This is a genomic window from Cupriavidus sp. GW821-FHT07C08 (genome assembly GCF_059419025.1).
In genome coordinates, this window is record NZ_JBWKQZ010000040.1 from 1 (window position 1) to 22,212 (window position 22,212).

Genomic DNA, 22,212 nt, shown 5'->3' on the forward strand with positions numbered 1-22,212 from the left:
TTGCACGAAATCACCGAAATGTATCGGATCTTCCAGAAAAACGAGTAAGCCGCCGGAAGTTGTGGGTAAAGGCAAGCACAAGCGTGGGAGGGAGCAAACAATCGGCTTTTTTCAATTGCCCTAATTCGCAGCCGCCGCCCGCACCGGGGCGTTTGCCTTCTCGCGCATCAACGCATGCGTGTCGTCGATCCATTTCTGGAACCGGTCTTGCGCATGCACCTTCTGCTGCGGCGTGGTCATGTTGGCGATGGCCACGGTCAGCGCGATGCCTGCGTTGTCACTGGCTTCATGGCTGGCGGCAAGCCTGGCTGGCGGGTTCTGCCAGTATTCGCGGAAGCGGTGCAGCACGTCTATCACCTGCGCCTTGGGTGGCTGCGTGGCCTGCACGTAGCGCACCATCTTGAGCCATTCCTGCTGCCGGGCGACGCGCTCGGCGTAGCGCGCCTCGGCATTCTGTACCACCGGGCCTATCCTGGCGCGGATGGCCTTTTCCTGATCGCTGGAGAAGTTGCCGTAGACCAGCCGCGCGTACTCCATCACCTTGTCATAGCGCGCTTCCTCGCGCTCGGCAGGGTTGGGATTTAGGAATTTCTTGCGGTACTTGGCATTGCCCTCGGCAAATTTCTTCTCCATGCGGCCGATCTGCTCAGGCGTCAGCGTCAGCAACAGGTCGGCGAGGTCGGGCATCGCTTGTTCGAAGGACTTGCGCGCCAGTTGCTGCGAGGCGTCCTGGAAGTGCTCGACCGTGGCCGGTGTCACCGGTTGGCGCACCTCGGCCTTGGCCTGTTGCAGCAAGGTGGCGATTTCCGGCAATTGCGCCTTGCGATGCCAGGCAAAAAAGCGCGCAATGGCCTCGCGCGTGAGCGGTTCCTGGGCCGTGGTGACATCGACGTAGTTGTCGATCCACCAGTACGCCAGGTGGTCACCCTGCTGGTATCCCAGCTTCATGGCGCTGCAGGCGCACAAGGCCGCCGCGCCCAGAATCGCGAAAATCCGCCGGGCCCAGCAATTGTGAAATTCAGAAACGGCGGCCCGATGCGCAGAAACCGCCATGTTAAAATCGGCGCGCATCGATGCCGGGTTGCCCAGGTGGCCGCCAGCCAAGTCCTGGCAAGGGTTTGCGGGGTTATGCGCAGGCCTGGCCGCACGTTTTCGCCAAGCCTGGCGGCGCAGTCCGCCAAACACCCGGCTGGCGTTTTCAAGAATATTTTCGGACACACTCACTTAGGGGTCTCCTTGTGAATATCGTCATTCTCGCCGCGGGCATGGGCAAGCGGATGTATTCCGATTTGCCCAAGGTACTGCACCCGGTAGCCGGGCGGCCCATGCTCGCGCATGTCCTGGACACGGCCCGTGCGCTGTCGCCGTCGCGGCTGGTGGTCGTGGTCGGCCACAGTGCCGGGCGCGTGCGCGAGGCCGTTGCCGCCGACGATGTCGCCTTTGCCGAACAGCCCCAGCAGCTTGGCACGGGCCATGCGGTGATGCAGGCACTTCCCTTGTTGGACGACAGCCAGCCCACGTTGGTTCTGTATGGTGACGTGCCGCTCACCAGCGCTGCCACGCTCCAGGCACTCGTGGCCGAAGCCGGCACGCAGCGCTTTGGCGTGCTGACCGTGGAAATGCCCGACCCGACCGGCTATGGCCGCATCGTGCGCGATGCCGCGGGCAGCATCGTCCGCATCGTCGAGCAGAAGGACGCCAGCGACGCCGAGAAGGCCATCCGCGAGATCAACACCGGCATTATCGTGTGCCCCACCGGCCACCTGCGCAAGTGGCTGTCGACGCTGCGCAACGATAATGCCCAGGGCGAGTACTACCTGACTGACACGGTCGAGCGCGCCGTGGCCGATGGCGTGGAGACCGTCTCGGCCCAGCCGGCGGCGATCTGGGAGACGCTCGGCGTCAACAGCAAGCTGCAGCTGGCCGAGGTCGAGCGCATCCACCAGGGCAACCAGGCCCGGCGCCTGCTGGAAGCCGGCGTGACGCTGCTGGATCCGGCCCGTATCGACGTGCGCGGCGAACTGAGCTGCGGGCGCGACGTTACTATCGACGTGGGCTGCGTTTTCGAAGGGCGCGTGCACCTGGAAGACGGTGTGCGCATCGGCGCCCATTGCGTGATCCGCAACAGCACCGTCGGCGCCGGCGCCCAGGTGCACCCGTTCTGCCATATCGACGAGGCCAGGGTTGGCCCCGCCGGGCGCATCGGGCCGTACGCGCGGCTGCGTCCTGGCACCGAGCTGGGCGAGGACGTGCATATCGGCAACTTTGTCGAGGTCAAGAACGCCCAGGTGGCCGCGCACAGCAAGGCCAACCACCTGGCTTATGTGGGCGATGCCACGGTGGGGTCGCGCGTCAATATTGGCGCGGGTACCATCACCTGCAACTATGACGGGGTGAACAAGCACCGCACGGTGATCGAGGACGATGTCTTTATCGGCTCCGACACCCAGCTGGTGGCCCCGGTGACGGTGCGCCGCGGCGCCACGCTGGGTGCCGGCACCACGCTGACCAAGGAGGCGCCCGCCGACAAGCTGACGCTGTCGCGGGCCAAGCAGCTGACCATCGACGCCTGGCAGCGCCCGGTCAAGCAGCCGAAGAAGTAAGCGTCAGAGGGCCGTCCACGGGCGGCCAGGGCACGCGCCGCCTCGGTGAGGCGGCGCCACGGGATTCATACCGGCGCCTGAGGTCTACGGGCAGGCGCCAGCAAACGGGGGTTCAGCATGTGTGGCATCGTCGGCGCGGTTTCCACGCGCAATATCGTTCCGGTCCTGATCGAAGGGTTGCGCCGCCTGGAGTATCGCGGCTATGACTCGTGCGGCGTCGCCGTCGTGCGCGACGATGCGGTCGAGCGCGCGCGCACCGTGTCGCGCGTGGCCGACCTGGACGCGCAGACGCAGGCTTCCGGCCTGTCCGGCTTCACCGGCGTTGCGCATACGCGCTGGGCCACGCATGGCAAGCCCGATACCGTCAACGCCCACCCGCACCTGTCGGGCGAGACCATCGCGCTGGTGCACAACGGCATCATCGAGAACTACGAGCCGTTGCGCGAAGAACTGCGCGCGGTCGGCTACGGCTTTGAATCGCAGACCGATACCGAGGTGGTTGCCCACCTGATCCACCAGGCCTACACCTACCCCAGCAGTGCCACGCGCGGCGACCTGTTCGCCTCGGTGCGCGCGGTGACCAAGCGCCTGCACGGCGCCTACGCCATCGCCGTGTTCGCCAAGGACCAGCCGGGCCGCGTGGTCGGCGCGCGCGCCGGTTCGCCGCTGGTGGTGGCGCTGGGCGAGAACGAGGCCTTCCTGGCCTCCGACGCGCTGGCCGTGGCCGGCACCGCCAACCGCATCATCTACCTGGAAGAGGGCGATGTGGTCGAACTCACGCTGGACGGCGTGACCATCCACGACGTCGACGACCACCCGGTCGAGCGCGAGGCGCGCGTGGTTGAAGCGCACGCCGCATCGGTGGAACTGGGCCCGTACCGCCACTTCATGCAGAAGGAGATCTTCGAGCAGCCGCGCGCGCTGGGCGACACGCTGGAAGGCATTGAAAGCATTTCGCCGGAGCTGTTCGGCAGCGGCGCCGCCGAGGTCTTTGCCGGCATCGACAGCGTGCTGATCCTGGCGTGCGGCACCAGCTACTACTCCGGCTGCACCGCCAAATACTGGCTGGAGAGCATTGCCAGGATCCCGACCCAGGTCGAGGTCGCCAGCGAATACCGCTACCGCGAAACCGTGCCCAACCCGCGCGCGCTGGTGGTGGTGATCTCGCAGTCCGGCGAGACCGCCGACACCATGGCTGCGCTGCGCCATGCGCGCGCGCTTGGTCACGTGCACACGCTGGCGGTCTGCAACGTGGCAACCAGCGCCATGGTGCGCGAGACCGAGCTGCGCTTCCTGACGCGCGCCGGCACCGAGATCGGCGTGGCCTCGACCAAGGCCTTCACCACGCAGCTGGCCGCGCTGTACATGCTGACGCTGGCGCTGGCCAAGACGCGCGGCCTGCTCACCGAAGAGACCGAGGCTAGGGACCTGGCCAACCTGCGCCACCTGCCCGCGGCGCTGCATGGCGTGCTAGCGCTGGAGCCGCAGATCATCGCCTGGTCGGAAGACTTCGCGCGCCGCGAGAATGCGCTTTTCCTCGGCCGCGGCCTGCATTACCCGATCGCCATGGAAGGCGCGCTCAAGCTCAAGGAAATCTCCTATATCCACGCCGAGGCCTACCCGGCGGGCGAGCTCAAGCACGGCCCGCTGGCACTGGTCACCGAAGCCATGCCGGTGGTCACCGTCGCCCCCAACGATGCACTGCTGGAAAAGCTCAAGTCCAACATCCAGGAAGTGCGCGCCCGCGGTGGCCGCCTGTACGTGTTTGCCGACAGCGACACCCAGATCCAGTCGTCCGAGGGCATCCAGGTGATCCGCCTGCCCGAGCACTACGGTGATCTCTCGCCGATCCTGCACGTGGTGCCGCTGCAGCTGCTGGCCTACCACACGGCCTGCGCGCGTGGTACCGACGTGGACAAGCCGCGTAACCTGGCGAAGTCGGTGACGGTGGAGTAAGGCGAGGGCAGCCCCCTTGCCGGTGTTGATGGGAAATGAAAGCGTTTCGAAAGCACTGGATTTGTATGGCCCAGTATTCCCACAAAACCTTTGTGGCAGAAGGGATGAAACGCTTTTCCCAACGGTCGGGGATTGGTTCCAACGGCAGACCTTTCACCCCAACGGGAGGCCGGTTTTTTCTGTGAAACTTGGGGGCTCGCTGCTGATTTCTAACAGCTGCACATACGGGGCGACAAAGAGCTTCCTTTACGCCGTGGGATGAATCCTGCTGTGGCCCTGCTGGTCAGCCGAGGGCAGGCAGGGCCCAGCAGCCGACTCCGCTGTTGGTGCATTGCAGGGGGAAGCTATGTCAAGTTGCAGACAGCCACATAGAATTCGGCAAATAGGCTTGGGAGGCTGGAGCTAACGGAGTAGCACTTCACTCGTTCGGTAAGGATATATATCCGGCGAGTGCTTCCCATACGTCCTTCCCTGTTCCAGTGACCAACGCTGCATCGCTCGCGCCAGCCCGTCTTTGCACGGCGCGCATACGGTTTGAGCGCCTCGGTCAATCCCATTTCCAATAGCCCATCCAATTCCAGCGGACGCAGCACGCCGTCTGAAGTCACTTCGTATCCTAGCTAGCATGCGCAAGGTGCGAAGCGAAGCCAACCACTAAAGCGCCACTTTCCGCGCCTTGGGTCTTGTAATCCCCTCATTTAGGGGTATCCGCGTCGCAATAGGCACGACTCCTGGGGCATAAGCGATACATCGCCGCTAGACTGACGACTTCCCAGTAACGTTTCCGTATCCGCGAATGCGGGGAACGATAAGTAAGTAAGCACTGACTAATGAATCAGGACCTCAGGAAAGCCCTTGGGTCTGCGGCTGACACGCTGCAGGCCATTACAAAAAACGACATGCTTCCAATTGCTCCTGGCGCACGAGCGGTCATTCGTGATGAGGAGTGGCTCATTCGCCGCGTCGACCCCGCTGCCGATGGCGGCTGGCTGCTCACGTGTGATGGCATCTCGGACTTGGTTCGCGGCCAGTCCACACTGTTCCTGAGCTCGCTCGAAGACGCCATTGAGGTGCTCGACCCCGCCGAAACTGAACTGGTTCCCGACGGCAGCCCTGCCTACAACGCCACAATCCTCTATCTCGAAAGCCTGCGCCGCCGCAACGTGGCTAACGACCGCCGGATTCACCTTGGCCACCGGGGCGTGATGAATCTGGTTCCTTACCAGCTCGACCCGGCGTTGCAGGCGCTTCGCCAACCGCGCTCGCGAATCTTGATTGCTGATGCGGTTGGCTTGGGAAAGACGCTAGAAGCCGGCATCCTGGCCAGCGAGCTGATTCAGCGTGGGCGGGGCAAGCGCATCCTAGTGGTTACGCAAAAGGCCATGCTGACCCAGTTCCAGAAGGAATGGTGGGGCCGGTTCTCCATTCCCCTGGTCCGTCTCGACTCCATCGGTTTGGCACGGGTGCGCAACCGAATCCCGGCCAACCACAATCCTTTCAACTATTTCGACCGCAGCATTATCTCCATCGACACCCTCAAGAACAATCTGGAATACCGGAACTACCTTGAGAGTGCCTGGTGGGACATCATCGTCATAGACGAATGCCACAACGTGGCCGCGCGGGCGGGTGACGGGGGCTTGTCCCGCCGTGCGCGTCTGGCCCGGCTGCTATCCAACCGGTCCGATACCCTCATGCTGCTGTCGGCCACCCCCCACGACGGCTCGGCTCGCAGCTTTGCCTCTTTGATGAGCCTGCTCGACCCGACGGCCATCTCTGACCCGGACCACTACACCCCTGAAGACTTCCGCAGCAAGGGCCTTGTCATCCGCCGCTTCAAGAAGGACATCAAGGACCAGGTCCAGTCCGACTTCCAGGAGCGTAAGACGCTGTGCCTGCGTCAGGCCGCCAGCGCTCAAGAGGAAGCTGCCTACCGGGCGTTGCTCGATGTGCCGTTTACGCAGGGCGGGCAGCGCAAGGCCGGACGCCAGCAAGAGTTGCAGCGCGTGGGCATGCAGAAGGCCCTGTTCTCGAGTCCGGCGGCGGCACTGGAGTCCACCACCAAGCGCATCAAGCTGCTGCGCGGCAAATCCAGCCCCACGCCGGAAGAATTACGGGAAGTGGAAGGTCTCGCCGTGTTGACCGACGCCCTCCAGGTGCTGGTTTGCGACCCAACTGCGCGTAGCTTCAGCAAGTACCAGCGCCTGCTGGAACAGCTGCGCTCGGATGCGTTCGGCTGGGAAGCCCACAAATCTGCAGACCGCTTGGTTATCTTCTCCGAGCGCATCGAAACCCTGCGCTGGCTGGAAAAGCAGCTCGCTACCGACCTCAAGCTAAAGCCTACCCAGCTGGCCGTGTTGCATGGCCAGATGCCCGACACCGAACAGCAGGAACTGGTGGACCGCTTCGGCCGCCTTGACGACCCCATCCGCGTCCTGCTGTGCTCCGATGTCGCGAGCGAAGGTTTGAACCTGCACTACTTTTGCCACCGCTTGGTGCACTTCGACTTGCCTTGGTCACTGATGGTTTTCCAGCAGCGCAATGGCCGCGTGGACCGCTATGGGCAGAAACACCAGCCGCACATCGTCTACCTATTCACTGAGACGGTGAACGACAGAATTCGCGGTGACCTTCGCATCCTGGAAATTCTGCAGGCTAAGGACGAGCAGGCCTACCAAAACCTGGGTGACCCGTCCGCCTTCCTAAATGTCTACGACCCCGACAAGGAAGTCGAAAGGGTGTCGGACTTCATGGCCGATGGCATGCAGCCCAAGGAGGTGGAAGCGCAGCTGGACCAGGCTGCTGCGGACAAGAACGACAACGAAGGCGACTGGCTGATGCAACTGTTCGGCGGAAGCTCGGACGGCGCGGACGGCGGTGCGGGTGGCGCATCCGCTTCGCCGAGCGGCAGCAGTACCGACCACATTGACGAGCCCGCCTCGCTCTTTGAGAGTGACTACCACTACGCCAAGACTGCGCTCACCCACCTCAACCAAGGCCAGACCCTGTGCCAATGGGCACCGCATGACGATGAGCAGGTCATTGCCCTTACCGCACCGCGCGACCTCCAGGACCGCTTGCGCCAGTTGCCCCGCGAGGTGCAGGCTGACAATGACCATTACTCCTTATGCGCCAGCCCCAGGCGCATGATGGACGCCATCGAAACTGCGCGCCAGGCCCGCGCCGAGGAAGACACCTGGCCCCGGCTGCACTACCTCTGGCCACAGCACCCCATCATGGAATGGCTGGGCGACCGGGTGCTCACGCACTTCGGCCGCCACAAGGCCCCGCTGCTGCAAAGCCCTAGGGTGGCACCCCATGAACAGGCTTTCATCCTGATGAGCTTGGTGCCCAACCGCAAAGGCCAGCCGCTGCTGGTGGAGTGGCAAGTCGCCTCCCGGGGCGGCGAGGGCGCATTCCAGCTGGAACCGTTCGACACCTTCATCGAGCGGGCCGGCATCCGTGCCGGAGGGCTGCCCAACCGGGGGCAAACCTCTGCACTGCAGGCCCTTCAGGCACAGATGCAGCGAGCCCTGCCGCAGGCGGTTGCTTGCATGCACGATTTCATGGTGCAGCGCCAGCAGACCTTCTCTGCCGAGATGGAGGCGAAGTTGGAAGGCACCCAGGCCGAACTGCAGCGTCTGCAAGCACGCCAGATGGAGCAGCTCTCGCTGGAGCTAGAAAAACAGCTTGAAACCGTTAAGCGCGGCCGCTTCGAGCAGCGCAGCCAACACATTCACCGCGTCTTCGACGACTACCGCCGCTGGGTGCATGACACCCTGACCACCGAACCGCAGCCCTGGATTCAGGTGCTCGCCGGTGTCTGCCATCCGCAAGCTGCCGGAGCCTGACAATGCCCGTATTGGACGCCGTACAAACCTTCGCTGGTATCAGCAACGAAAACGAGTTCTACAGCCACCATTACCTCGCCGAAGTCTTCAAGGGAGACATCAAGGACCGCTTGGCCGTCTGGGACGCCGAAGAGGCTCAACACCCCGGTGAAGAAGCCCACCGTCCCCCCTACAAGCGTCTCCAAGCCTGGGCCCACCGCTGGTTTGCCTTGCGCGGTCAGGTGCAGCGTGGCCGCGACGAGCATGAACGCTGGCAAGCTTTCATACAGCTGCAAACAGGCCTGTTGGAGGCGCTGGGCTACACGCAACCGCCACATACGCTGACCCTGCGGGACCTCGTCGCAGGCATGCCCGTGCCGCTGTGGCGCCTGCAAGGCGAACGCCTAGCCATTATCCCGGCCTACCAGCCCGGTGCGGAAAGCGAGGACCTACTCGACCACCAGCTCACTGCTTTCCACTATGGTGGTGAGCCCGTTCCCGCAGAGCTGCGCGGTGAAACCTGGGCCGACATGTTGTCGGATGCGGTGTTCGGCGCCGACCACCCGCCTCGCTATGTGCTGGTGGTGGGGCTGGACGAATGGCTGCTGCTAGACCGCTACAAGTGGCCCAACAACCGCGCCCTGCGCTTCAATTGGGCTGACGTCCTCGACCGCAAAGACTCCGACACCCTCAAGGCTTGCGCCGCGCTGCTGCACCAGGACTGCCTGGCCCCGGGCGAGGGCAGCAGCCTGCTGGAAAGCCTGGACGACAACGCCCACAAGCACGCCTTTGGCGTCAGCGAGGACCTGAAATACGCCCTGCGCGAGGCCATCGAAATTCTCGGCAACGAAGCCGCCCGCCAGCTCGACGAACAGGCCAGCGGTAGCAAGAAGAGCATCTACTCGGGCGCCTACAAGCTCGACGCCGGCGACCTCAGTCTGGAATGCCTGCGCATGGTGTACCGACTGCTGTTCATGTTTTACATCGAGGCCCGGCCCGAGCTAGGCTATGTGCCCATTCAAGAGAGCGAGGTCTACCTCAAGGGCTACAGCCTCGAAAGCCTGCGGGACCTTGAACTGCAACCCCTGTCCACTCAGCAGGCGCGCGATGGCAAATACTTCGACCTCACCCTGCGCCGCTTGTTTAAGCTGGTCGCCCATGGCTGTGGCATGGACGAGCAACATGGCCTGCGCGACGTGACCCAAGGCGCTAAGGATACCTTTGCTCTGGCCCCATTGGACAGCCGCCTGTTCGACGACAGCACCATGCCTCTGCTGGAGAAGGTGCAATTCCCCAACGAGGTGTGGCAGCGCGTCATCCGCCAGCTCTCACTCAGCAAGGGCCAGGGCAAGGGCCGGCGAAGCGGCCGCGTCAGCTACCAGCTGCTGTCCATCAACCAGCTGGGGGCGGTGTACGAGGCACTGTTGAGCTACCGTGGCTTCTTTGCAGAAGAAGACCTCTACGAAGTCAAGCCTGCTCCCAAGAAGGGCCAGGCTGCCGCCGAGGAAGGTGCTGACGAGGACGATGGTGGCGATGCCGGCGACGATACCACCGCGCGCCGGGAGCGGGCCAGCGACGCCGAAGCCGACAAGCTTGAAAACGCCTGGTTCGTGCCGCGCAGCCGCATCGGGGACTACCGCGACGACGAGAAGGTCTACGACCTGGATGACGCTGGTCGCCACAAGCTGCGTATGTACCCAAAGGGCAGCTTCATCTACCGCCTGGCGGGGCGCGACCGGCAAAAGAGCGCCAGCTACTACACCCCCCAGGTGCTCACCCAGTGCCTGGTGAAATACGCTCTCAAGGAGCTGCTCACCAGCGAGCGCGTGAAGTGTGCCGATGACATTCTCACGCTCACCGTTTGTGAGCCGGCCATGGGTAGCGCGGCGTTCTTGAACGAGGCTGTCAACCATCTGGCGGAGGCCTACCTGGAGCGCAAACAGGCCGAGTTGAGGCAGCGCATCCCACACGAACAGTACCCACAGGAACTGCAACGAGTGCGAATGTATCTGGCCGACCGCAACGTGTTCGGCGTGGACCTGAATCCGGTGGCGGTGGAGCTGGCCGAGGTGTCCCTCTGGCTCAACGCCATCTACGGCGAGCAGGACGAACAGGGGCGTCCGCTGCCCGCGCGCGTGCCCTGGTTCGGTTATCAACTCTTCGCCGGCAACAGCCTCATCGGCGCCCGTCACCAAGTTTTCAATGCCGCCGCCCTAAAGAAGGGCGCCAAGCCGGCCTGGCATGAAGAGCCGCCGCGCCGCGTCACCGCCCAGGCCTCGCGGCGTCCGGATGAAATCTGGCATTTCCTGCTGCCCGACCCAGGCATGGCGAACTACACCGACAGGGATGCCAAAAAGCTCTACCCGCGAGACTTCGAACGCCTAAAGGCCTGGCGCAAGGCCATGACCGCGCCGCTGGATAACTTTGAGGTTGCTCGTCTGCAGCAGCTCAGTCAGCGAGTGGACGAGCTCTGGGCCGAACACACCGCCGCCTTGGCCCGCGACCGTGCCCGTACCGAAGACGCACTGTCTGTCTGGCCCCACAGCGTTGGAGCAGGCAGCGACGGCCCCGGTCGCGTCAGCCGCGCCCAGAAAGACGCCATCCGCCAGCAAGGCCTGCTAAACGAAGACGGCGACCTAGCCACCCCCTTCCGGCGCCTGAAACTAGTAATGGACTACTGGTGTGCCCTCTGGTTCTGGCCCATCACTTCGTTCGAGAAACTCCCTAGCCGCGAACTGTGGTGGATGGAAATTGGCGGCATCTTGGAAGGCAATGTGGTGGACTTTGCGCCGCAAACCAGTCTGGACCTGCAGCCCACCGCGCTAGAGCAGCCGCAACAGGTCGTACCCGAAATCCAGCGCAGCCTCCACGGCTTCGAGACCCAGCTGTCTCTGACCGAGGCCGCTGACAAACCTAACCTACACGACAAATTCGGCCAGTTGCGTATCAGCAAGCTGAGGCAGCACTTTCCGGGCGTGGCGGCGGTGGAGGCGATTGCAGAGGCGCGTCGCTTCATGCATTGGGAGCTGTGCTTTGCCGACGTGCTGCTGGGCAGCTGCCGCAAGGCAGAAGGCCCGGCGCGCGCGCCAGGCTTTGACCTGATACTGGGGAACCCACCCTGGCTCAAGGTGGAGTGGAACGAAGCTGGCATACTGGGCGAGCGCAACCCCATGTTTGCTATCCGCAAAATCAGCGCCAGCGACCTAGCCAAGCTCAGGGCCGAGGCGTTTGCCTGCTTCCCCGGCCTGCAGGCCGACTGGACGGCCGAACTGCAGGAATCAGAAGGGACGCAGAATTTCCTGAACGCCGTGCAGAACTACCCACTGCTCAAAGGCGTGCAGACCAACCTATACAAGTGCTTCATGCCGCTAGCCTGGGGCCTGAACAGCGCTCAGGGTGTGACTGGTCTGCTGCACCCTGAAGGCCCCTACGACGACCCGGAGGGCGGCGCATTGCGCGAGGTCATCTATTCACGCCTGAAGACGCATTTTCAGTTCCAGAACGAATTCAAGTTGTTCCCGATTGGCAACCGCAACAAGTTTGGTATCAACATCTACGGCCCGGCGCAGATGCAGCCTCGTTTTGACAACTTGGCTAATCTGTTCGCGCCATCCACGGTGGATGCCTGCTACCAGCACGATAGCAACGGCTTACCTGGTGGCATCAAGAATGAGGCCGGTCTATGGAACACCACCGGCCACCGCGACCGTATCGTAAGTGTGGACGAGGCGGCGCTGGCCACCTTTGCCCGGCTCTACGATGAGCCCGGCACCCTTGCCTGCCGGGCTCGCTTGCCGGCACTGCACGCTCGCGCCCTGAGCAGCGTGCTGGCCAAGCTGGCCGCCTGGCCGCGCCGCCTGGCCGAACTGGGCGAGGGCTACTTTTCCACCGTGATGTTTGATGAAACCTACGCGCAGCACGACGGGACCATCATCCGCCGCCCCGCAAGCGACGATGGTTTTGCCGCCACCCCGCACGACTGGGTGCTATCGGGCCCGCATTTCTTTGTGACCAACCCGCATCACCAAACACCCATGCGTGTTTGTAATACTCACCGGGCTTACGACAAGCTCGACCTCGAAACCCTGCCAGACGACTACTTGCCGCGCACGAACTACCGGCCTATGGCCGACCGCGCCGAATACCTGCGCCGCACACCAAGGGTGAGCTGGGTGGAAGCAGGAGAAACGCAGGGGCGGTTGGTGACGGAGTTTTTCCGCTATATGCACCGCCGGCGCTTGTCACAGTCGGGTGAGCGGACGTTGACTTGCGCGATTGTTCCACCCGGTGCCGCGCATGTTCATACGATATTGTCGCTGGCGTTCGCCGACCTTAGAACCCTCGTAGATACAGAAGCCACGATGGCTTCGCTCGTAGCCGACTTCTTCGTGAAGTCAACGGGTCTGGGTGACCTGTACGAGTCGACCTTGTCTCGAATTCCACTGGTTCACTCGGACGCCCTTGCCGCACGAGCATTGGCCCTCAATTGCCTCACCTCCCACTACGCCCCGCTGTGGGAGGAGGTCTACGACCTGGCCTTTGCCGACCAATACTGGAGCCAGCCCGAAAACTCGCGCCTGCCGCAGGACTTCTGGCAAAACCTCACCAGCACATGGACGCGCCACTGCGCGTTGCGCAGCGACTACGCTCGACGCATGGCGCTGGTGGAAATCGATGTGATGGTGGCGCAGGCGCTGGGGTTGACGCTGGATGAGTTGCTGCTCATCTACCGCGTGCAATTCCCTGTCATGCAGGGCTACGAGCGCGACACCTGGTACGACATCCACGGCCGCATCGTCTTCACCAACAGCAAAGGCCTGGTTGGCGTTGGCTTGCCGCGCAAGGGTAGTCGCAGCACGCCCAAAGCCCGCATTGCCGTCCCTGACGGCCGAACGCGTGAAGGAAACTTCGGCTGGGAAGACCTTTGGACGTACACCAGCGGCGCGGTTGGCGACAGCGAGGCGCTCATCCAGCGCGGCGGTGCTCCCAAAGTACCCGATGGCACCGTAATAACCCAATGGGTGCTGGACGACACCCTGCCCGGCGGCCCGCGCATGGTGGAGCGCACATATGTAGCACCATTCGCCCGTGCCAATCGAGAGGATGACTACCGAATTGCATGGGACTATTTCACAGCCAGCGACTAGAGACGAGCTTTGCTCTGAAGACCCCCAAGACATCCAAGAAGAAATAAATTTCCATGCTGCCATCACTGCTCGCAAAGGACATCCAGATTGGACTGAAACAGTTCCTGGTATCAGCATTTGAGCCCGCCGACGCATTTACCCACGGGCTGATGAGCCGCTTTGTGGAAGATGAGGAGGCCTGGTTGAAGGGACCGTTCGTCCAGGTCGGCCTGCCGTTCAGCGTCGGCAAGGCCGGCCACCGCTACTTCCAGGCCTTCGAGACCATGCATCCGGGCTTCAGCCACCAGGAGCAGGCTTGGGAGCGCCTCTCTAGCAATCGCCAGGCGCTTAGCACGCTGGTTGCCACCGGTACCGGCAGCGGTAAGACAGAGTGTTTCCTGTACCCCGTGCTTGACCACTGCGCCCGCGCCCGCGCGAGTGGTGAAGCCGGCGTCAAGGCGCTTGTGATTTACCCGATGAACGCGCTGGCGTCGGACCAAGCGCGGCGTATTGCCGAATTGGTCGCCGGCGTGCCGGCTTTTGCTGGGCTGCGCGTGGGCCTGTATGTCGGCGGCAACGCCTCGGTACCTGGTGAAGGCGCGATGATGACGCCCCATAGTGTCATCACCGACCGCGACACATTGCGAAAGCATCCGCCTGACATCTTGTTGACCAACTACAAGATGCTGGACTACTTGATGCTCCGACCCAAGGACCGGCAGCTGTGGGCTCTCAACGCGCCCACCACCTTACGCTATGTGGTGGTGGACGAATTGCATACCTTCGATGGTGCCCAGGGGACCGACCTGGCGCTGCTGTTGCGGCGCTTGCGCGCCCGGTTGAGGATACCGGCCAACCACCTCATCTGTGCGGGCACATCAGCCACGCTAGGCGGCGCATCTGACACTGCCCCCTTGCGAGAATATGCCCGCCAGGTATTCGGTGTGCCGTTCGACGAGGGTGCAGTCGTCATAGAGAGCCGGCAGTCGGTCGGCGCATTTCTCGAAGACGCCATGGTGGTCTACATGTTCGCCTTCCGACCGGAGCTCGGGGCGCGTCTGGATGCCACCCAGTACGCCTCGCCCGAGGCCGCCGTGGCGGACTGGTTTGCGCTTTTTTTTCCGGATGAGCCGGTGCCCCCAGATGTGCGTGCTGTCGAGTGGCGGCAGCAGCTGGGCAGCATGCTCAAGGGACATCAGCTGTTCGTCAACCTGCTCAAGCTAGTCAAAGGCGGGGTCGTCAGTTATCGGGAACTCACGGATGCCTTCACTCGCAATATGCCTGCGGCCACAGTCCAACAGGTCAGTCAGGTGATTGACGCCCTGCTGGTACTGGTGGCCTGGGCGCGGCGCGAGAACCAGCAGCCTCTGGTCACCTTGCGCATCCAGCTCTGGGTGCGAGAGCTGCGGCGTATGGTGGGCAAACTCAGTGCGGACCCGCAGGACATCCGCCTGCGCAGTGAGCGCGACTTGCCTGGTGAGCGCGATGGCGTCTATCTACCCATGGTCCAATGCAGCCAGTGCAGAACCACGGGTTGGCTGTCTCGGCTGGTGCAGGGCAGCAGCAAGCTGTCCGTTCGATTGGAGGAGATTTACAACACCTGGTTCTCGCGCCGGCCAGAGGCCACTCGACTTTACGCTGCCGATAGCATTCAGCGCAGCCACGTCGACGGCATCGTCGAGCGCGTGTGCGTATCATGTGGGACCTTGCAACAGTCCAAGGACGCTTGCCTGGCATGTGGGCACCAGGAGCTGTTGAGTGTGTTCCATGTGACGGCCCAGAAGACCCAAGTGCGAGGCCAGGCGCAGTTCACCCTGCATGACAACACCTGCCCTGCCTGTGGCGAAGCCGACCGGCTGCTGCTGTTGGGCGCGCGGAATGCCACGCTCGGTTCCCAGGTGGTGGAGAGCAGTTGGGCGAGTGTGTTCAACGATGACAAGAAGCTCATCGCTTTCTCGGATTCGGTGCAGGACGCGGCGCACCGTGCGGGCTTTTTTGGCGCACGGACCTACCTGAACAATGTGCGCACGGCGCTGGCGCACGTCATTGACGAGATTCAGCGTCCCGTCATGCCATGGGCCCAGTTCCTTGAGGAAGCTGAAAGGCGCTTCGATACTGAAGACTCGGTGCTGGGCATGTCCCCCGAAACGCTGGTGGCTGAGTTCATCGCGCCCAACATGACCTGGCAGCACGACTGGTCAATTGAGCTGCTACAGCAGCAGCGGCTGCCCGCTGAGAGTAAGTTGCCCGGGCGCGTAAAAAAGCGTTTCTTGTGGCAGGCCTACAGCGAATTGACCTACCTCAGCCAACGCGGTCGCACGCTGGAGCGGATTGGCAAGGCAGTGCTCGCTGTTCCCTGGGATGCGGTTGGAGTGGTCGCCGCGAGCTTGTTGCCACGCTTGCACGAGCACTACGGTGCGCGCGGGCTGGACGGCAAGACGGTGGCCCAATGGCTTTGGGGGATGTTGACCCACATGCGGCGCCGTGGTGCGGTTATGCACCCGGAGCTGACCACTTACGCCGGTGATGGCAACGTATACGCGCTGAGTAAGACTGCCGGACGCGGGGAGTGGTTGCCCAAAATGGGCGAAAGCACGCCCAGGCCAGTGTTTTTGACCGTGGGCAACCAGCGGGACTTCGACAAGCTCACCGGAACAAAACGGGCCACATGGTATGACCGATGGGCCGAGGCCGTGCTGGGCCATCAAGCTTTGCTAGCCAAAGGGATGGCGGCAGAAATGTATAGAGACGCCCTGATTGCGTTGCGGGACAAGGGCTTGCTGGTGATGACGCCACACCACCAGGGCGAGACCTGGGCGCTCCACCCCGACGCGCTCGAGTTGCACACGGCGGTGGCGTTCATTGCGACCGAAGGGAGCAAGCGTTATTTGACCGTGCCCAGCGCATTTGCAGAGCAGCTCCTGGGTATGCCCTGCCTGGATGCGCCGGAGTCGCGGTACGATGTCTTGGTCCCTGAAGCGGCGAACTGGTGGGCGCAGCGCTTTAGCCAAGGCGACCTGCGTCGGGTAATTGCCGCCGAGCACACGGGGCTGCTGGAGCGCAAGGACCGGGAAGACCTCGAACGCCGCTTCAAGAGCAAACAGCCAAAGCCGTGGTACGAGAACCTGCTGTCGGCCACGCCGACGCTGGAGATGGGGGTGGACATCGGGGACCTGTCGTCGGTGCTCTTGTGCTCGGTGCCGCCTAACCAGGCCAGCTTTCTTCAGCGGATTGGTCGTGCAGGCCGGCGCGACGGCAACGCTTTGGCCACCACTTTGGCAGATGGCAACAGCCCGCACGACCTGTATTTTTTTGCAGAAACCCAAGAGATGCTGAGCGGCGAGGTGGCGCCGCCGGGCGTGTTCCTGCAAGCCGCTGAAGTGCTACGTCGCCAGTTGTTTGCCTTCTGCATGGACGACTGGGTGGCGAGCCTGAGCAATGCAACGGCGCTGCCAGACAAGACATCGCAGGCACTGGACGCGATGGAACAGGCCAAGCAGGACCGCTTCCCCTACGTGTTCTGTGACTTCGTGCTGCAGCACGAGGAGAGGCTGTTCCAAGGTTTCGTGGCACTGCTGGCGGGCGACATTGACGACGTGGTGCGTGCCAGGCTGTGGGATTTCATGCAGGGGCAAGGCGAGTCCGATGGCTTGCGCGCTCGGCTGCTGAAGTCCCTGGAAGAGCTGCTGGACGAGCGGCGCAGCTACAAGAAGCGCAAGGACGAGCTTGACCGAGCTAAATCGAGGTTGCAGCAGCGTCCGCAGGACGATGCCACGCGGGACGAAATCGACCAGTTGCTGCGTGAGCGGGACAAGTTGCTGGAGCTCATCAAGGAAATCAACGGGCGAGACCTGCTCAACACGCTGACCGACGCCGGCCTGATTCCGAACTACGCCTTCCCTGAGTCCGGTGTCGAGCTGAAGTCCGTGTTGTGGCGCAAGCGCGGGACGGACGAGCCCGGCCAAGGGGCCTACGTCACCCTCAACACGCTCAAGTACGAACGGCCTGCGCAGTCGGCTCTGTCGGAGTTCGCACCCGAGAACCGCTTCTACGCGAACCAGCGTCGTGTCGAGGTGGACCAAATCAATATGAATCTGGCCAGGACAGAAGAGTGGCGCTTCTGTCCGTCGTGCCATCATATGCAGAACCTGGCCCTGGAGCCGGATGTGCACATGGCGTGTCCGCGTTGTGGCGAAGCCATGTGGTCGGACGCGGCACAGCGCAGAACGCTGTTGCGCTTCAAGCAGGCCATTGCCAACAGCAATGACACCGAAGTCCGCATTGACGACAGCACGGAGGACCGCGAGCCGAGGTACTACGTCCGGCAGTTGATGGCCGACTTCTCAGCCACACATGTGCGCGAGGCCTGGCAAATCAACACGGGCGAGCTACCTTTTGGCTTCGAGTTCATCACGCGAGTGACCTTCCGCGACGTCAATTTCGGCGAGTTGGCGAAGCCTGGCGATGCCTTCAAGGTGGCGGACAAGGAGTCGGCCAGACCCGGCTTTCGGCTGTGCAGGCATTGCGGCAAGGTTCAAAAGCCCCCCAAGCGGAATGGCGAGGCGGCAGAGCAAAACCATAGCTTCGATTGCCCGAAGCGCGGCAGCGATGACCCGGCCAACCTGCTGGAATGTCTCTACCTATATCGCGAGTTCGAGTCAGAGGCCCTTCGCATCCTGGTGCCTTACACCCGAAACGGGGTGGATGAGCGAGTTGTCCAGTCCTTCATGGCGGCGGTGCAGTTGGGGTTGAAGAAGCGGTTTGGCGGCAAGGTGGACCACCTGCGCATGGTGTTGCAGGACGAGCCGGGCAAGGATGGCGGGCCGCGCCGACACTACGTGATGCTTTACGACTCGGTTCCGGGAGGGACAGGCTATCTGCATCAGTTGTTAGCACACGATGCGGGCACGCTCAGTGACGTCTTGCGCATGGCATTGCAGGCGGTGTCCTCCTGCTCGTGCAACGCAGACCCGGAAAAGGATGGTTGCTACCGCTGTGTCTACCAATACCGCCTGGGCCGCAGCATGGAGTTGGTCTCTCGCGACACGGCCAAGACGGTCTTGAGCGAACTGGTGGATTCCTTGGGCCAGCTCGAACGAGTCAAGACAATCTCGGACATCTACATCAACCCCAACTTCGATTCCGTCTTGGAGGCCCGTTTTCTGGAAAGCCTGAAGCGCCTGGGAGGGGTGGGGGACCTGCCTATTGTCAAGCTGGTGCAAGATGTAGTGAACGGCAAGTCGGGTTATGTGCTGGAGGTAGGGAGCCAGCGCTACAAGATTGAACCGCAGTGCGACCTGGGCAAGGACAACGAGGTTGCCGTTCCCAGTAGGCCTGACTTCGTCATCTGGCCCTGGGCCACGTCAACTAAGCGCCGCCCCATCGCAGTGTTCTGTGACGGCTGGGCTTACCACAAGGACAGCTTGCAAGAGGACGCACTCAAGCGGAGCGCTATTGTGGCAAGCGGCCGCTTCTGGGTATGGTCCATCACTCACAACGATGTGGTGGCGGCACTCAAGGGGGAGCTCGACACTGACCTGGAGTCCCCGCTAGTTTCGATGGCGCGTCACGACGGGGCCAAGGCACCGCCGAACGTCCCTCGCGCGCAGGAGAAGGCGTTTACCCATCATGCGGTGAGCCGTTTGTTGGCTTGGCTGGCCACGCCCGCGTCGTCAGACGATGACGCCGCACTCAGGCAGCTACAACGTAACGCCCTGTGGCTTGGCTTTCTGATGGTCCCTCACAATGAGCAGGAACGCGCAGCTTGTGAACACCTGTGGGGGCAATGGGTGCATCGACTGCCTGAACATGTTAGGGAACCAAGCAAGAGGTTCGCTCCGAGCGTCTCGAGGCCACAGAGTGGACTTTGCCGTCAATTCAGCCGCTGGCCTATGGACATCGCCAGGGATGGTTTTGACGGGGTAACTGAGTGGTCAGCGCCGGGGGTGTTGGTCCTGGACGACGCTGGGGCCGAGGACGAAGAGGTCTTGAATACCGCTTGGCGTCTGTGGCTGCACATCTTCAATACAACCCAGACGCTTCCCGGGATGTGGGTGGTGACGGCATCGGGACTGGATGCACACGACTATAGCGGACTTGTCCCCGCACACAGTGACCAGTCGGGTCAACCGGCCTCGCAGCCTTCCCTCAACGGCGCCTGGGACGAGGTCCTCAAGCAGGTCCTCCAACCGCACCAAGCGGGAATAAAGGCATTGGCCCAGGCAGGGGCCGATGTGCCGGAAATTGGCATGGACTTGGCCGACGAGAAGGGAAAGGTCGTCGCCGATGGCGAGCTTTGCTGGGTTAGCTACAAGCTGGTTGTCCTGCGCGATGACCAATCCGATATGGCGGATGCATGGCAGACGCAAGGCTGGACGACACTCGTCCTGAGTGGGTCGTTGGACGCGATTGGCAATGTCGAATGGTCATCCGTCGTAGCAACCCATCTCGGACTGAATCAGTCGAATAAGGAATAAAACAATGAGTCTGAAACCCAAAGTTGCGTTGAGTAACGACTTCCTTATGCAGTTGTCAAAGCTGCCTCTCAATGTCCACACCAAGGTGATGAAATGGGCGATTCAGTTTCAGGCAGACCCCATGAGCCCAGGCATCAACTATGAAAACATCAATGGTGCTAGGGACCCGAATCTAAAGTCCGTGAGGTTGGACAAGGATTGGCGAGGCATCGTCTTCAAGCCATCATCTGGCGATGTCTACGTGCTTCTCTACGTTGACCACCATGACGACGCATATCGCTGGGCCGAGAAGCGCAAGCTGACTATCAACCCGGTCACTGGCGCCATGCAGATGGTGACGTTTGAGCAGGTCGCAGAGCCCATGCAACAGAACATCCTGCCAGCTCAAGCAGGCAAGGTGGAACCGGGGACATTCACCGCGCGGCCAGCATTGTTCGCCGCACTCGATGACAGAGAGTTGATGAGCTTGGGTGTTCCACAGGAACTGCTCGGTATGGTGCGTGGGGTGACAAGTGATGACGAGTTGGACGCGATTCAAAGCAACTTACCCGTGGAGGCGTACGAGGGGCTCTTCCTTGTGGCCGCTGGGGATACTGTCAGTGAGGTCCTGAATGCCAGAGAGACGCGGGTTGACAAGGTCGTAGACACGGCGGACTTCGCCGCCGCCTTGGCCACACCTGAGTCTCAATCACGCTTCGTGGTTGTGAGCGATGACGAGACCCTTGCAGCGATTCTGAATGCCCCGTTGGCTCAATGGCGTGTCTTCCTACATCCAACTCAGCAGAAGCTGGCGACGGGTGACCGCAGCGGGCCTGTTCGGGTGCTAGGGGGAGCAGGTACAGGCAAGACGGTGCTTGCAATGCACCGTGCAAAATGGTTGGCAGAGAATCGCACCGGAGACTCCCGGAAGGTCTTGTTCACTACCTTTACACGTAACCTGGCAGGGGACATTGAACAAAACCTTAAGACACTGTGCAGTGCATCCACACTCTCGAAGTTGGAGGTCCGTAACTTGGACGCATGGGTCAATAGCTTCATGCGAAGCAGGAAACTTGAACACCGAATTGTTTACGACCGCAAGCAAGATGGCGCCATGCAGGGGTGGCAAGCTGCCATGGCAGTCAGGGATACTAGCCTTGACCTTCCGGAAAATTTTTACGAACAAGAGCTAGAGCATGTGGTGCTGGCCCAGGGTATCACGACACTCGACGCGTATAGAACGGCGCGCCGCACAGGACGAGGTGTCGTATTGAGTCGTGCGAAACGGGATGCAGTTTGGCCCGTGTTTGAAGAGTACCGAGGTCAGCTTGCATCACGAAAGCTGAAGGAGGTCGACGACGCTTACCGAGAGGTAGCGGAGATGCTTGCTGCTGAGATGACCACACCGGCGCCCTACAGCGCCATCGTAGCCGATGAAACGCAGGATTTTGGCCCTCAAGCGCTTAAGTTGCTACGGGCAATGATTCCTCATGGCCCAAACGACTTGTTCTTTGTTGGTGATGGGCATCAACGTATCTATGGCCGGCACAAGGCAGCCATGAGTAAGTGCGGCATCGATATTCGAGGTCGCTCCAGGAAGCTCTATATCAACTACCGGACTACCGACGAAATTCGTCGGCAAGCGGTTGCATTGCTTGAGGGAATTGATGTCGATGACCTTGACGACGGACACGATGAGACCCGTCGCTACCGTTCCCTTTCGCATGGCCCAGTCCCGGTGGTTGCAAAGGTCGAAGGGCTTGAAGGTGCTTTTTCTGAGGTCGCAAGATTCTTGCAGCAGTGGCAGTCGACCGATTCGGCGGAGGTTCCCGTTACTTGTTGCGTAGTGACATCTAGCGAGAAAAGTCGCGACGCCATTGCACAACAGCTCCAGATGGCAGGGGTACGCACCGTCGCAATAACGGCGCAGAGCAACCATACTGACGAGCGGGGTGCCGTTTATATGTCGACGATGCACCGGGCTAAGGGCCTTGAGTTCGACTGTGTCGCCGTGGTTGCCCCCAAGAGCTATGTTGAAGAACAGTTTGAGGAAGGAAACCAACGGCAGTTGCTGTATGTGGCACTGACACGTGCCAAGCGAGGGGCTACACTGGTGTTTTATTGAGTTCGATAACCACAACATTTAGGCTCCACAATGGCAACCATCGCCTGAAGAAAGCCCGACCTTATGCTCGGACGGAGGGCGGACGCTGAGTATTGCTTAAAAGGCTAGGCCTTGCTC

Annotated in this window: 7 protein-coding genes; 6 read left to right on the forward strand and 1 reads right to left on the reverse strand. The window is 61.9% G+C overall.

The window, feature by feature from the left end:
• Window positions 1-120 precede the first annotated feature (120 nt).
• Entirely contained in the window at window positions 121-948 is an 828-nt protein-coding gene (locus AC07UK_RS34555; RefSeq protein WP_436220679.1) for a DUF6279 family lipoprotein, read from the reverse strand.
• Between the two features lie 290 nt (window positions 949-1,238).
• On the opposite strand from AC07UK_RS34555, the gene glmU reads away from it, so the two are divergent.
• The 6 genes from glmU (at window position 1,239) to AC07UK_RS34585 (ending at window position 22,095) form a co-directional block, all read left to right on the forward strand.
• On the forward strand, window positions 1,239-2,603 hold the full coding sequence (gene glmU, locus AC07UK_RS34560; protein WP_494687531.1) for a bifunctional UDP-N-acetylglucosamine diphosphorylase/glucosamine-1-phosphate N-acetyltransferase GlmU: 1,365 nt from the start codon (window positions 1,239-1,241) through the stop codon (window positions 2,601-2,603).
• A 117-nt stretch (window positions 2,604-2,720) separates the two neighbouring features.
• Window positions 2,721-4,559, forward strand: a complete 1,839-nt coding sequence (glmS, locus tag AC07UK_RS34565; protein ID WP_436220680.1) for a glutamine--fructose-6-phosphate transaminase (isomerizing) — start codon at window positions 2,721-2,723, stop codon at window positions 4,557-4,559.
• A gap of 830 nt (window positions 4,560-5,389) precedes the next feature.
• Window positions 5,390-8,410 (forward strand): DEAD/DEAH box helicase, encoded by a 3,021-nt coding sequence (locus tag AC07UK_RS34570; protein ID WP_494687530.1) that lies wholly within the window; start codon window positions 5,390-5,392, stop codon window positions 8,408-8,410.
• A 2-nt stretch (window positions 8,411-8,412) separates the two neighbouring features.
• A complete protein-coding gene (locus AC07UK_RS34575; protein ID WP_494687529.1) occupies window positions 8,413-13,536 on the forward strand; it encodes a DNA methyltransferase family protein in 5,124 nt (1,707 codons plus the stop codon).
• Between the two features lie 53 nt (window positions 13,537-13,589).
• Window positions 13,590-19,991 (forward strand): DEAD/DEAH box helicase, encoded by a 6,402-nt coding sequence (locus AC07UK_RS34580; RefSeq protein WP_494687528.1) that lies wholly within the window; start codon window positions 13,590-13,592, stop codon window positions 19,989-19,991.
• Window positions 19,992-19,995: 4 nt separating this feature from the next.
• On the forward strand, window positions 19,996-22,095 hold the full coding sequence (locus tag AC07UK_RS34585; protein WP_494687527.1) for a UvrD-helicase domain-containing protein: 2,100 nt from the start codon (window positions 19,996-19,998) through the stop codon (window positions 22,093-22,095).
• The last annotated feature ends 117 nt before the right edge of the window (window positions 22,096-22,212 follow it).